This is a genomic window from Streptosporangium sandarakinum (assembly GCF_050942225.1).
GTDB lineage: Bacteria > Actinomycetota > Actinomycetes > Streptosporangiales > Streptosporangiaceae > Streptosporangium > Streptosporangium nondiastaticum.
Genome location: NZ_CP192034.1, coordinates 5,074,830 through 5,086,887 on the forward strand (window position 1 = coordinate 5,074,830; position 12,058 = coordinate 5,086,887).

12 protein-coding genes are annotated in these 12,058 nt (G+C 73.5%); 2 read left to right on the plus strand and 10 right to left on the minus strand.

The annotated features are described in order from the left end of the window. Nucleotides 1-122: 122 nt before the first annotated feature. The 3 genes from ACQP10_RS23760 to ACQP10_RS23770 all read right to left on the minus strand — a co-directional run bounded on the left by ACQP10_RS23760 (nucleotide 123) and on the right by ACQP10_RS23770 (nucleotide 2,937). A complete protein-coding gene (locus ACQP10_RS23760) occupies nucleotides 123-338 on the minus strand; it encodes a helix-turn-helix domain-containing protein (protein WP_030507271.1) in 216 nt (71 codons plus the stop codon). Between the two features lie 114 nt (nucleotides 339-452). Further along, nucleotides 453-2,048: an ABC-F family ATP-binding cassette domain-containing protein gene (locus ACQP10_RS23765; RefSeq protein WP_179828021.1), complete on the minus strand. Its 1,596-nt coding sequence runs from the start codon at nucleotides 2,046-2,048 to the stop codon at nucleotides 453-455. A 232-nt stretch (nucleotides 2,049-2,280) separates the two neighbouring features. Continuing rightward, on the minus strand, nucleotides 2,281-2,937 hold the full coding sequence (locus ACQP10_RS23770) for an acVLRF1 family peptidyl-tRNA hydrolase (RefSeq protein ID WP_389999392.1): 657 nt from the start codon (nucleotides 2,935-2,937) through the stop codon (nucleotides 2,281-2,283). 222 nt (nucleotides 2,938-3,159) lie between these two features. Here ACQP10_RS23770 and ACQP10_RS23775 point away from each other — a divergent pair, with 222 nt between their 5' ends. Both ACQP10_RS23775 and ACQP10_RS23780 read left to right on the plus strand, forming a co-directional pair. After that, on the plus strand, nucleotides 3,160-4,257 hold the full coding sequence (locus tag ACQP10_RS23775) for an EAL domain-containing protein (protein WP_346022525.1): 1,098 nt from the start codon (nucleotides 3,160-3,162) through the stop codon (nucleotides 4,255-4,257). A gap of 260 nt (nucleotides 4,258-4,517) precedes the next feature. Beyond that, the gene (locus ACQP10_RS23780) at nucleotides 4,518-5,360 is read left to right on the plus strand and encodes a siderophore-interacting protein (protein WP_179828016.1); all 843 of its coding nucleotides are present in this window, start codon (nucleotides 4,518-4,520) and stop codon (nucleotides 5,358-5,360) included. Between the two features lie 66 nt (nucleotides 5,361-5,426). Here the strand turns inward: ACQP10_RS23780 and ACQP10_RS23785 are convergent, their stop codons facing one another. The 7 genes from ACQP10_RS23785 to ACQP10_RS23815 all read right to left on the minus strand — a co-directional run bounded on the left by ACQP10_RS23785 (nucleotide 5,427) and on the right by ACQP10_RS23815 (nucleotide 11,992). After that, nucleotides 5,427-6,032, minus strand: a complete 606-nt coding sequence (locus ACQP10_RS23785) for a response regulator transcription factor (protein ID WP_346022526.1) — start codon at nucleotides 6,030-6,032, stop codon at nucleotides 5,427-5,429. Further along, a complete protein-coding gene (locus tag ACQP10_RS23790; protein ID WP_433539734.1) occupies nucleotides 6,029-7,165 on the minus strand; it encodes a sensor histidine kinase in 1,137 nt (378 codons plus the stop codon). Before ACQP10_RS23790 ends, ACQP10_RS23785 begins: the two co-directional genes overlap by 4 nt. Nucleotides 7,166-7,191: 26 nt before the next feature. Continuing rightward, entirely contained in the window at nucleotides 7,192-7,926 is a 735-nt protein-coding gene (locus ACQP10_RS23795) for an ABC transporter permease (protein ID WP_433539735.1), read from the minus strand. After that, on the minus strand, nucleotides 7,923-8,810 hold the full coding sequence (locus ACQP10_RS23800) for an ABC transporter ATP-binding protein (protein ID WP_179828009.1): 888 nt from the start codon (nucleotides 8,808-8,810) through the stop codon (nucleotides 7,923-7,925). The genes ACQP10_RS23795 and ACQP10_RS23800 overlap by 4 nt, the downstream gene beginning before the upstream one ends. 159 nt (nucleotides 8,811-8,969) lie before the next feature. After that, a complete protein-coding gene (gene hisG / locus ACQP10_RS23805; protein ID WP_179828006.1) occupies nucleotides 8,970-9,815 on the minus strand; it encodes an ATP phosphoribosyltransferase in 846 nt (281 codons plus the stop codon). A gap of 63 nt (nucleotides 9,816-9,878) precedes the next feature. Then, nucleotides 9,879-10,142 carry a phosphoribosyl-ATP diphosphatase gene (locus ACQP10_RS23810; protein WP_012892448.1) on the minus strand — a complete coding sequence of 88 codons (264 nt, stop codon included), beginning with the start codon at nucleotides 10,140-10,142 and terminating at the stop codon, nucleotides 9,879-9,881. Nucleotides 10,143-10,381: 239 nt separating this feature from the next. Continuing rightward, the gene (locus ACQP10_RS23815) at nucleotides 10,382-11,992 is read right to left on the minus strand and encodes a DEAD/DEAH box helicase (RefSeq protein ID WP_346023219.1); all 1,611 of its coding nucleotides are present in this window, start codon (nucleotides 11,990-11,992) and stop codon (nucleotides 10,382-10,384) included. Nucleotides 11,993-12,058: the final 66 nt, after the last annotated feature.

The following is a 12,058-nucleotide window of genomic DNA, read 5'->3' on the forward strand; positions in this document are numbered from 1 at the left end:
CCCCGCTGCCGTCTTCCGTCTCGCCCGAGCCTATCGACTCTCCAGAACGAGGTTCTACAGGCCCGAGCGGGACGTCTCAGCGTGGGGGACGAGCGGCTGCGGTCGCGCGTTCCGAGGCGGTGTCAGCGCTTCGACTTACCCCGGGTGGCGCCGCCGCGCCCTCGCAGAGTCACACCGGACTCGCTCAGGATGCGGTGGATGAAGCCGTACGACCGGCCGGTCGAAGCAGCCAGGGCGCGGATGCTCTCACCCGCGCTGTAGCGCTTCTTCAGGTCGGCGGCCAGTTTTTCACGGTCGGCCCCGGTGACCCGGGTGCCTTTCTTGAGAGTCTCGGCCACGAGTACCTCCTGTAGTGCCAGACTTCCGCAGCGTTACTCACGCCATGATCAGTCATTTCAGCGCGATCGGCTACCTACTCCATGGGAAAAGATCCGTACCCGCTCAAATTAAGATCAGGCAAGTGCCACAAGATCGGAAAATTCATCACTCCAAGCATCTTCGACTCCGTCAGGTAGCAAGATCACCCTATCGGGTCGTAGTGCCTCTACTGCGCCCTCATCGTGCGTGACGAGAACAATCGCCCCAGAATAGGACTTTAGTGCAGTGAGGACCTGCTCGCGGCTGGCGGGATCGAGGTTGTTGGTGGGCTCGTCGAGCAGCAGCACGTTGGCCGCGGACAGCACCAGGGTGGCCAGGGCCAGCCGGGTCTTCTCCCCACCGGACAGCACCCCGGCCGGTTTGTCCACGTCGTCCCCGGTGAACAGGAACGATCCGAGGACCTTGCGCAGCTCGACGTCGGCCAGCTCGCTGGCCGAGCGCATGTTCTCCAGCACGGTCCGGTCGGGGTCGATGGTCTCGTGTTCCTGGGCGTAGTAGCCCAGCTTGAGGCCGTGGCCGGGCCTGACGGCGCCGGTGTCGGGCTGCTCCAGGCCGCCCAGGATGCGCAGCAGGGTGGTCTTGCCGGCGCCGTTCAGGCCGAGGATGACGACCCTGCTGCCCCGGTCGACCGCGGCGTCGACACCGGTGAAGACCTCCAGCGAGCCGTAGGACTTCGACAGGTCCTCGGCGGTGATCGGCGTGCGCCCGCACGGAGCGGGCTGCGGGAAGCGCAGCCGGGCGACCTTGTCGCCCTGCCGCTCGGCCTCCAGGCCCGACAGCAGCCGCTCGGCGCGGCGCTGCATGTCCTGGGCCGCCTTGGCCTTGGTGGCCTTGGCGCGCATCCGGTCGGCCTGCGACAGCAGGGCCGCGGCCTGCTTCTCCGCGTTGGCGCGCTCGCGCCTCCTGCGCTTCTCGTCGGTCTCCCGCTGGGTCAGGTAGGCCTTCCAGCCGACGTTGTAGGTGTCGACCACCGCGCGGTTGGCGTCGAGGTACAGGACCCGGTTTACCGTCGCTTCAAGAAGCCCGACGTCGTGGCTGATAATGATCAAGCCGCCCTGATGGGATCGTAAAAAATCACGAAGCCACCCGATTGAGTCGGCATCGAGGTGGTTTGTCGGCTCGTCAAGCAGGAGAGTCTCCGCCCCGCTGAACAGGATCCGCGCCAGCTCCACCCGCCTGCGCTGGCCTCCCGACAGGGTGGAGAGCGGTTGCCCGAGCACCCGGTCGGGCAGCCCGAGGCTGGAGGCGATCGAGGCCGCCTCCGACTCGGCGGCGTATCCCCCCAGGACGTGCAGCCGGTCCTCCAGCCGCCCGTAGGCCCGCACCGCCCGGTCGCGGGTCCGCTCGTCCGCCGAGGACATGCCCGCCTCGGCGGCGCGCAGCTCGCGCAGCACCTCGTCCAGCCCGCGGGCCGACAGGATGCGGTCGCGGGCCAGCACGTCCAGGTCGCCGGTGCGGGGGTCCTGCGGGAGGTAGCCGACCGCGCCGGTGGTGGTCACCGTGCCCGCCGCGGGCAGCGCCTCTCCGGCCAGCACCTTGGTCAGGGTGGTCTTGCCCGCGCCGTTGCGGCCGACGAGCCCGATCTTGTCGCCCGGGTTGACCCGGAACGACGCGCCCTCGATGAGCAGCCGGGCCCCGGCACGCAGCTCGATGTCAGAAGCCACGATCATGTTGAGAAAACACTCCAGAATGGGATGGAACGGCTCGCCGTACTGCCGAACTGCCGAAGTACCGCCGAACCCGCCGTCGTGTGCTCCTCAGGCTCCCGGCCCGGCCGTCTCGCCTCGTGGGGCGGCGTCAATCGGAAGTGCGCATACCGATCAGTGTACGGCGCGCGTGCGACGGCTCTTCCCAGGTCGCGCCGACCGGCCGCCCAGGACGGGCGCGGCGGGGCACGACCGGTCAGGTCGGGTCGACCAGCCGGATCCGGACCGCGCGGAACAGGCCCGGGGCGGTCCGCAGCACGGCCAGCCGGGGGTCGGGGACCGTCAGGAAGGGCCCGGCCTCCAGCGCGAAGACCGCCTCCAGCCTGCGGTCGGCCCGCAGCGCGTCCACCGCGCGCCGGTCGCCGCCCAGGACCACCGCCTCCAGCTCGGCCAGACGCGGCGAAAGGACGCGCAGCGCGACCTCGGCCGCCGCCGCGTGGGCCTCGCTCACCTGCTTTTCCCTGCGCCGGGCGAACCGCTGCTGGGACCAGCCGCCCGCCGCGCTGCGCCCGTGCACGAGCCGCGAGCCCACCTTGGACGCGAGGAGCGTCTCCCCCTGGAAGACCCCGGCCGCGTGGCCGCCGAGCCGTACCAGCAGCACGCCGACCCGGCGCTCGGCGCGCGCGTGGGTGATCAGCCGCGCCAGCGGGCCGCCACCGGAGGACGTCAGCGGCGGGAACGGCACGTGACACTCGGCCACCGCGCCGTCCGCGGCCGCCAGCCGCACGACCTCGTCGCCGGCCGTCGTCTCCAGGAGGCCGTGCCGGGCCGCGAAGCCGTCGATCCAGCGGCCGAGCCGCTCCGGTCCCACCGACACCCAGCGGGCCCCGCCTCCGGCCGGTCGTGACGTCATGGAAGCCGACCATACCGGCCCCGTCTCCACTCGGGACCCGGCCGGGCGGGTGACGTCTCCACCGCGGGCGCACCCGGCCGGCACGTCCCCGGCGGCGTCCGGCCCGCCGCGGTGACGTTTCCGCCACGTCGTCCGGCCGGTCGGCGCAACCCCGGGAGAAAACTCGGTGAACATCCCCGCACCCGGTTCAGGAGCACACCGCGGAGGCCTCATCCTCGGAACGTGCCGAGTAGAACGTCCCCTTTCTCGCCGGCCCCCGGACCCGCCGCCGCGAACCCCGCCCCCGTCGTCGACCTCGACACCGGGGGCGTCATCGCCCTCCAGCCCGCGGTCCGGGGCGAGAACCTCTCCTCGGTACTGCAGGCGATCCCGCACGTCACCGGGGCCGAGACCCGCATGCCGCTGCTGCTGCCCCTGCCGTCGGCGGTGGTGATCGGCGGCTCGGCCGCGCTGGCGCCGCTGCACGAGGCCCTGCGCGTCCGCGGGCGGCGCCCTCCGGAGGTGATCCTGCTGGTGCGGGGCGACTTCGCCCGGATCGAGCGCCGGACCCTTCTCACCGGGCTGACGGGGCTGCGCGCCGTCGGCTACCTGACGGCGATCGGCGACCTCGGCGCCGGTCACGTCCCGCTGGACCTGCTCGCCGACGCCGCGCCGTACCTGGCGGCGCTCTCACCCGCGCTGATGGCCGAGGTGCCGCGGGACCGGCGGCGCGCGGCGCTCGCGGAGTCCCTCTCGGCCCTCGCGCGCGGGCTCGGCGTCCACATGCTCGCCCCTGCCGTGGCCGGGGAGGCCCAGCTGGCCGCGGTGCGCTCCTGGGGGGTACGGCTGGCGCAGGGGCCGCTTCTGGTCCCCGGGCCGTCCGGTCGGGTACACGTGCCGCTGCCCGTCGTCGAGCGGGAGCCTGCGGCGGCCCCGCTCGGCCCTCGTGTCCAGGACTTCCTGCTTCCGGCGGTGACGCTGCCCTGCGAGGCGACCGCCGAGGAGGCGGTGGCGGCGTTCGGCGGGGAGCCGTCGATCACCAGCGTGGTACTGGTGGACGAGTACCAGCGTCCCCGGGCGAGCCTCGACCGGGGACGCTTCCTGCTGGCCATCGCCAGCCGCTTCGGGCACGCGCTGCACGCCCGCAGGCCCGCCGCGCGCCTGGCCGCCCCGGCTCGCGTGGTCCCCAGGTCCACCCCGGCCATCGCCGCCATGCGGACCGCCGGGCACGACCCGGCGCGCGTCTACGACGACCTGGTGGTCACCGACGAGATGGGCCGCTGCATCGGGATCGTCCGCGTCTCGGACCTCATCCGCCACGTCGCGTCCGGCGCTCGCTGACCCTCTCCCCGCCCCGGCCTCGTCTCCCGCCCGCCGTCCCGGCCCCCGTCGCGCTGTCACCCACCCTCGCCGCCCTGGCTGGATCCGCGAAAGGCCCGGTCCTTTACGTTGTAGATTCAGAAATCAAGACTTCGTACGGCTACGACCGCACCGGAAAACACCCCGGAGGCATGGGGCGCGGGATGCCCCTGGAGGATCAAGTCCGACAAATACTCGTATGATACGAATTAGGTGAACCTAATTTTCATACCGGAGTGATCATGGCAGAGGGCAGACCGGTGCGCAGGGCGACCCGCGGCGAGGTGGTGCGGGTGGAGCGGCTCACCCCGCACATGATCCGGGTGGTGCTCGGCGGCGACGGCCTGGCCGGGTTCGAGGCGGGCGAGTTCACCGACCACTACGTGAAGCTGCTGTTCCCCCCGGCCGGGGTGGCCTACCCCGAGCCGTTCGACCTGGCGGCCGTCCAGCGCGACCTGCCCCGCGAGCAGTGGCCCACCACGCGGACCTACACGGTCCGGGCGTGGGACCCCGTGGCGCGCGAGCTGACGCTCGACTTCGTCCACCACGGCGACAGCGGCCTGGCCGGCCCCTGGGCGGCCCGGGTGCGGCCCGGTGACGAGATCCACTTCCTCGGCCCCGGCGGGGCCTACGCGCCCGACCCCGAGGCCGGCTGGCACCTGATGGCGGGCGACGAGAGCGCCCTGCCGGCCATCGCCGCCGCGCTGGAGCGCCTGCCCGCCACGGCCCGCGCCCACGTGTTCCTGGAGGTGGCCGGGCCGGAGGAGGAGCAGCCGCTGAACCACCCGGCGGACGCGGAGATCGTGTGGCTGCACCGCGGTGACGCGCCGGTCGGCGAGGCGCTGGTCGCCGCCGTGCGGGCCCTGGACTTCCCCGAGGGCGAGCCGCACGTCTTCGTGCACGGCGAGGCGGGGTTCGTCCGGGACCTGCGCCGCCACCTGCGGGCCGAGCGCGGCCTGCCGCTGTCGCGGCTGTCCATCTCCGGCTACTGGCGCGCGGGCCGCGACGACGAGTCCTGGCGGGCCACCAAGAAGGAGTGGAACCGGCGGATCGAGGAGGAGGAGACCGCGCTGCTGTCGGCCTGAGGCTCGACGTCCGGGGGCGGCGGCGCGGGGGTCCTGATCCGGGATCGGGGCCGGCCCGTCACGGAGTCAGAGCCAGCCCTGCGACCGGGCGCGCCGAACCGCCTCGATGCGGTTGCGGGCGTGGGTCTTGTGGATGGCCGAGGACAGGTAGTTGCGGACCGTGCCCTCCGACAGGTGCAGGCGCCCGGCGATGTCGCCGACGGTGGAGCCGTCCGCGGCGGCGGCCAGGACGTCGCACTCGCGGGGCGACAGCGGGTTCGGCCCGGCGCTCAGCGCCGCCGCGGCCAGGTCCGGGTCGATGACCCGCTCACCGCGTCGCACCCGCCGTACGGCGGCGGCGAGCTCGCTCGCCGGGCGGTCCTTGACCAGGAAGGCCACCGCCCCGGCCTCCATCGCCCGGCGCAGGTAGCCGGGGCGGCCGAAGGTCGTCAGGATCACGATCTTGCAGTCCGGCACCTCCTCGCGGATCATCGCCGCGGCCGTGATGCCGTCGCCGCCGGGCATCTCGATGTCGAGCAGCGCGACGTCCGGGCGGACCTCGCGCGCCACGGCGACCGCCTCCGGGCCGGAGGCGGCCTCCCCCACGACCTCGATGTCGGGCTCCAGCCCGAGCAGGGACACCAGTGCGCCCCGGACCATCGCCTGGTCCTCCGCCAGCAGCACCCTGATCACGTCCGCGCCTCCCCCGCCGCCGCGGGGACCGTGACCCGCAGGACGAACCCGTCCTTCCGCGGCCCGGCGCTGACCACGCCGCCGGCCGCCTCCACCCGCTCGGCCAGGCCGCGCAGCCCGCTGCCCGGCTCGTACGGCTCCGCCCCGCGCCCGTCGTCGGCGATCTCCAGCACGGTGACGTCGCCGCCGGAGATCACACCGATCTCGCACCGGCTCGCCCGGGCGTGCCGTATGACGTTGGTGACGCCCTCCCGCACCGCCCAGCCGAGCAGGCCGTCCAGCGCCTCGGGCAGCGGCGTGCCCGCCAGGCGGACCGTCACGTGCGTCCCGGCGGCCTCCAGGGCCGCGCGGGCGCCGTCCAGCTCCTCCGGCAGGCCGCGCCTGCGGTAGCCGGCGACGGCCTCGCGCACCTCGACCAGCGCCTTCCTGGCCACCGCCTCGACATCGTGGATCTCCGGCAGCGCCCGCTCCGAGCCCTCCTCCGCCAGCCGCCCGGCCAGCTCGCTCTTCAGCACGATGAGCGACAGGCTGTGACCGAGCAGGTCGTGCAGGTCGCGGGCGATGCGCAGCCGCTCCTCGCTCGCCGCCAGCCGGGCCACCTCCTCCTGCGCCCGGCGCAGCTGGGTCACCAGCAGCCGGGTGGAGCGCATGCCCCGGAACAGCACGCCGAGGGTGACGGCCTGCAGCAGCAGCAGGAGGGTCATGCCGGGGTCGTGGTCCCTGAGCAGGCCGATCAGCAGGACGGTGGCGCCCATCGCGGCGATCCCGGCCATCGACGCGCGCGGTGGCAGCAGGACGCCGTGCACCACGGCCATGAAGATCGGCAGGGCCAGCCAGCCGCCGCCGAAGGCCGCCGCCAGCACGACGGCCAGGACCGTGGCGGCGCCCAGCAGCCGGTAGGTCGCCCGGCCGGGATCGCCGAAGGCCCGCACGGCCAGCACGGCGGCGACGTAGCAGGCCACGAAGGCGACCAGCCCGAGCGCGCCCCACGCGGCGCTCGCGCCGGTCACCTCTCCGGTGGTGATCTCCAGGATCGGGAAGCACAGGTACGTCAGGCCGATCGAGAGCCTGGCCAGCAGCAGGAGGCGGTCGCGGTCCACCCCGCGGAGGACCCGGGCAGGGGGGATGTTCACATCGGGAATCCTCCCATCGGGAGATCTCAGGCGCGCGCGGTGGCCCGCCGGTAGGCGAGGACCGCGATCACCCCCAGGACGGCCGCCCAGACGACGACGGCCAGGGCGTCACCCGTCGGCAGGCCGTCCCCGGCGACGATGCCGCGTCCCATGCCGGCGTAGTCGGCGGACGGCAGCACCCGGGCGACGCTCCGCATGCCCTCGGGCATGACCTCCAGCGGGATCCACAGGCCGCCGAGGAGCGCCAGCCCGAACATCCCGATCATCGACACGGGCTGCGCGGTGTCGGGGGGCAGCAGCGAGCCGATGGTCAGGCCCAGCGCCGCGAACGGCGCCACGCCGAGCCACATGGCCGCCAGCAGGCCGAGCCACCGCCCCGGAGGCAGCGACACGCCCTGGACCAGCACGGCGGCGGCGCAGACGAGCAGGATGGCCGGCAGCACCAGCAGCATCGAGGCGACCAGCTTGGTCGTGATGATCTTCCAGCCGGACAGCGGGGTGATCTGGAGCTGGCGCAGCCAGCCGCTCCCGCGCTCCTGCGCCCACGGCACGGCGGTGCTCATCAGTGAGGCGGCGAGCGCGCCGTAGGCGCTCATCGAGACCATGAAGTACGCCTTGCCGCTCAGCCCCCCGGCGGCGACCTCACCGCCGTAGATGCCGGAGAAGACGAGGTAGAAGGCCACCGGGAAGGCCACGACGAAGATGACATAGCGCTTGTTGCGCAGCATCCGCAGGAGTTCGATCCTGATGTAGTCCGTCATCGGGACTCCTGGACGAGTGAGAGGAAGGCGTCTTCGAGGTCGGCGCCGTCGATCCGCAGGTCGCGGACCTCCAGCGTGGTGCCCCGGTAGAGGGCCGCGACGGTGGCGTCCGGGTCGGCGGTGCGGAGCGTGGCGGTGCCGGCGGAGATCTCCACGGCGGAGACGCCGGGCAGCGCCTCCAGGCCGGCCGCCGCCTGGCCGCCGAGGGTGAAGCGGACGGTGTGCCCGCCCGCCCCGGCCTTGATCTCGGCGGCGGTGCCGTCGGCCACGACGCGGCCCCCGGCCACCACGATCACCCGGTCGGAGTTCTCGTCGGCCTCCTGGAGGTAGTGGGTGGCGAACAGGACGGTCCTGCCGCCCTCGGCGTAGGAGCGCATGGCCTCCCAGAACCGCAGCCGCGACTCCACGTCCATGGCGGCGGTGGGCTCGTCCAGCACCAGCAGCCTGGGCGCGCCGGCGATGGCCAGGGCGAATCTGACCCGCTGGGTCTGTCCCCCGGACAGCTTGGCGGCCCGGCGCCCGGCCAGGCCGGTGAGGTCGGCCATCTCCAGGACCTCGTCCAGGCCGAGCGGGGATGGGTAGAGCCGCCGCACGAAGGCGACCAGCTCCCGGACGGTGAGCTCGGGGATGAGCTCGCCGCTCTGCAGCATGGCGCCGACCTCTCCCCTGGCGACGGCCTCGTCCGGGGAGTGCCCGAAGACCTCGATGCGGCCCCGCGTGGGGCGCAGCAGCCCGAGCAGCATGTTGATCGAGGTGGACTTGCCGGCCCCGTTGGGCCCGAGCAGGGCGACGGTCCGGCCGGCCTCGACGGTCAGGTCCAGGCCGTCCACGGCGAGCACGTCGCCGTAGCGTCTGCTCACGTCGGCGAAGGCGATGGCGTTCATGAGCGCAACGCTAGGGACGTCCGGGCGCGGATCTCAGTGCCCGTCGTCCGTGATCGGCGGTGACATTTGTCAGATCCGCCGGCCGGCCTCCCGCCGCGGGCCGTACGGCGGGCGGCGGGAGGCCGGCCGGGGACGGCACGCGGCCGGACGGGGCGGGTTTCAGAGGCGGCAGGCGAAGATGGCGGTGACCAGGATGGCCTTCGCGCCGATCTCCCAGAGCCGGTCCATCACCTGCTGGTGCCCCTTGCGCGGCACCATGGCGCGGACCGCCACCCAGCCCTCCCGGTGCAGCGGGGAGACCGTGGGCCCCTCCATGCCGGGGGTCAGGGCGATGGCCTCCTCGATCCGCTCGACGCGGATGTCGTAGTCCATCATCACGTAGTCGCGGGCCACCAGCACGCCGCGCAGGCGGCGCAGGAGTTGCTCCAGCCCCTGGGTCTCGGGAGCGCCGACCCGCCTGATCAGCACCGCCTCGGAGCGGGCGATCGGCTCGCCGAACACCTGCAGGCCCATGTTGCGCAGCGTGGTTCCGGTCTCGACGACGTCGGCCACGGCGTCGGCCACGCCCAGCCGGACGGCGGTCTCGACCGCGCCGTCCAGCTTGATCACCCGGGCGTCCACGCCCTGTTCGGCGAGGTACGCCTCCAGCAGGCCGGCGTAGGCGGTGGCGACGCGCCTGCCCTTGAGGTCGGCGACGCCGGAGAAGCGGCCCGGGTCGGCGGCGAAGCGGAAGGTGGAGCCGCCGAAGCCGAGCGGCAGGATCTCCTCGACCTGCGCGCCGGAGTCGCGGAGCATGTCGCGGCCGGTGATCCCGGCGTCGAGCGTGCCCTCGCCGACGTAGACGGCGATGTCCTTGGGGCGCAGGAAGAACAGCTCGCAGGAGTTGTCGGGGTCGACGACCACCAGTTCCTTGCTGTCCCTGCGCGGGCGGTAGCCGGCTTCCTTGAGCATGGTCTGGGCGCCCTCGGTGAGGGCCCCCTTGTTGGGGACGGCGAGACGCAGCATGGCGTGGAAGTTCCTTACACGGGTGGAAGAGGTGTCACGGGAGCCGGAGCCGGGCGCGCCGGCTCACAGATGCTTGTAGACCTCGTCCAGCCCGATCCCTTTGGCGATCATGAGAACCTGCACGTGGTAGAGGAGCTGGGAGATCTCCTCCGCGGCCCGCTCGTTCGACTCGTGCTCGGCGGCCATCCAGCTCTCGGCGGCCTCCTCGACGACCTTCTTGCCGATGGCATGGACCCCGGCGTCCAGCGCGGCCACGGTCCCCGACCCCTCGGGCCGGGTGCGCGCCTTGTCGGACAGCTCGGCGTACAGCTCTTCGAAGGTCTTCATCGTCTCTTCTCGAAGTCGTCGGACGTACGCGTCAAGGGTAGCCGGACCCCGGGACCGGCGGGGCGGGTGTTCGCACTTCGGGACGGGTGCGGGGACGACGGCCCGCGCCGGGCGGGCGGGTCCGGGATGCTTCGTCCCGGATCCGCGCCCGGTCGCCCTGGCCGGGCGGACGCGAAAGGGCCGGTACGGCATCGCCGTACCGGCCCCTCCGGTCAGATCAGGACGCGCGCCGGCGACCCTCAGCGGCCGTGGTGGCGGTTGCCGCGCCCCTCGGGGCGGCCCCCGGAGCGGAACGGCTCCCGGTCACCGCGGAACGGCTCCCGGTCCCCACCGGAGCGGCCGGAACGGTAACCGCCGCCCTGGCGCTCGCCGCCGCGGCGGCCGGGCCTGGAGTCGGGGTGGCCGTCGAGGCGGCGCTCGGCGCGGTACTGGCCGCGCAGCTCCGAGACGTTCCCGCGGGGCTCGCCGGCGCCGCGCTCGCGGGAGCGGTGGCCGTCCTCGCCGTGGGCGGACCGCTCACGGAACCGGCGCGGGCCGCGGCCGCCGCCGCCGAAGCCACCGCCGCCGCCGCGGCGCTCGCGCTGCTTGGGCGCGGGGGCCGCGGGCTCCCAGACCGGGACCGGCTCGCCGCTGGGCGTGCGCGCCCCGGCGATCTCCGAAAGACGCGGGTGGCCCGGGGTGACCCGCAGGCGGAACGGCTTGATGCCCGCGCGGCGGGCCATCGTGTCGGTGGAGCGGCGCTCGCTGGGGAGCACCAGCGTCATGACGGTGCCCTTCTCCCCCGCGCGGGCCGTACGGCCGCCGCGGTGCAGGTAGCTCTTGTGGTCCTGCGGCGGGTCGACGTGCAGCACGAGGCTGATGTTGTCGACGTGGATGCCGCGGGCGGCGACGTCGGTGCAGACCAGGACGTCGATCGCGCCTTCCTTGAACTCTGCCAGGATGCGGGTGCGCTGGTTCTGGCGCTTGCCGCCGTGCAGGCCGCCGGCCCGGACGCCGACCTGGGCGAGCTGCTTGCACAGCCGGTCGACGCCGTGCTGGGTGCGCGCGAACACGATGGTGCGGCCCTCGCGGTTGGCGATCTCGGCGGTCACCGCGAACTTGTCGTCGCGGTGGACCTCCAGGAGGTGGTGCTCCATGGTGTCCACCGGCGAGGAGGCCGGGGCCAGGGAGTGGGTGACCGGGTCGGTGAGGAAGCGGCGGACGAGCTTGTCCACGTCGCCGTCGAGGGTGGCGGAGAACAGCAGGCGCTGGCAGTCGGCGGGGGTCTGCGCGAGCAGGGCGCTGACGACCGGGAAGAAGCCGAGGTCGCACATGTGGTCGGCCTCGTCCAGGACGGTCACCTGGACCTCGTCCAGGACGCACTCGCCCTGCTGGACGAGGTCGGTGAGCCGGCCCGGGGTGGCGACGACGATCTCGACGCCGCGGCGCAGCGCCTCGATCTGGCGGCCCATGGACATGCCGCCGACGACGGTCTTCATCCGCAGCGACAGGCCGCGGCCGAGCGGCTCCAGCGCGTCGGTCACCTGCATGGCCAGCTCGCGGGTCGGCACCAGGATGACGGCGAGGGGGCGGCCGGGGCGGGCCTTGACACCGGCGACGCGGACCATCGTGGGCAGGCCGAAGGCGAGGGTCTTGCCGGAGCCGGTCTGGCCGCGGCCGAGGACGTCGCTGCCGGCGAGGATGTCGGGGATGGTGGCGCGCTGGATGGGGAAGGGCGCCTCGATGCCCCGTCGGGCCAGGCCGGAGACCAGCGGCCGGGGCAGCCCCAGCAGGGTGAACTCGGACGGGCCGGCGGGGGCGCCGGGCTCGCCCTGGGTCTCGGTGATCTCGGGCATGGCGGCGTCGAGCATGGTCACGAAGAGTCGTGCCTTTCGATAGAAGGACGCGGCACGTCACTTCTGCGAAAGGACGAGCCT

Excerpts from the sequence above, each read along its gene's own strand:
- ACQP10_RS23770 (WP_389999392.1), bottom strand. The coding sequence starts at position 2,937 with ATGACGTCACGACCGGCCGGAGGCGGGGCCCGCTGGGTGTCGGTGGGA.
- ACQP10_RS23800 (WP_179828009.1), bottom strand. The coding sequence starts at position 8,810 with ATGAACGCCATCGCCTTCGCCGACGTGAGCAGACGCTACGGCGACGTG.
- ACQP10_RS23810 (WP_012892448.1), bottom strand. The coding sequence starts at position 10,142 with ATGAAGACCTTCGAAGAGCTGTACGCCGAGCTGTCCGACAAGGCGCGC.
- ACQP10_RS23795 (WP_433539735.1), bottom strand. The coding sequence starts at position 7,926 with ATGACGGACTACATCAGGATCGAACTCCTGCGGATGCTGCGCAACAAG.
- hisG (WP_179828006.1), bottom strand. The coding sequence starts at position 9,815 with ATGCTGCGTCTCGCCGTCCCCAACAAGGGGGCCCTCACCGAGGGCGCC.
- ACQP10_RS23815 (WP_346023219.1), bottom strand. The coding sequence starts at position 11,992 with ATGCTCGACGCCGCCATGCCCGAGATCACCGAGACCCAGGGCGAGCCC.
- ACQP10_RS23765 (WP_179828021.1), bottom strand. The coding sequence starts at position 2,048 with ATGATCGTGGCTTCTGACATCGAGCTGCGTGCCGGGGCCCGGCTGCTC.
- ACQP10_RS23780 (WP_179828016.1), top strand. The coding sequence starts at position 4,518 with ATGGCAGAGGGCAGACCGGTGCGCAGGGCGACCCGCGGCGAGGTGGTG.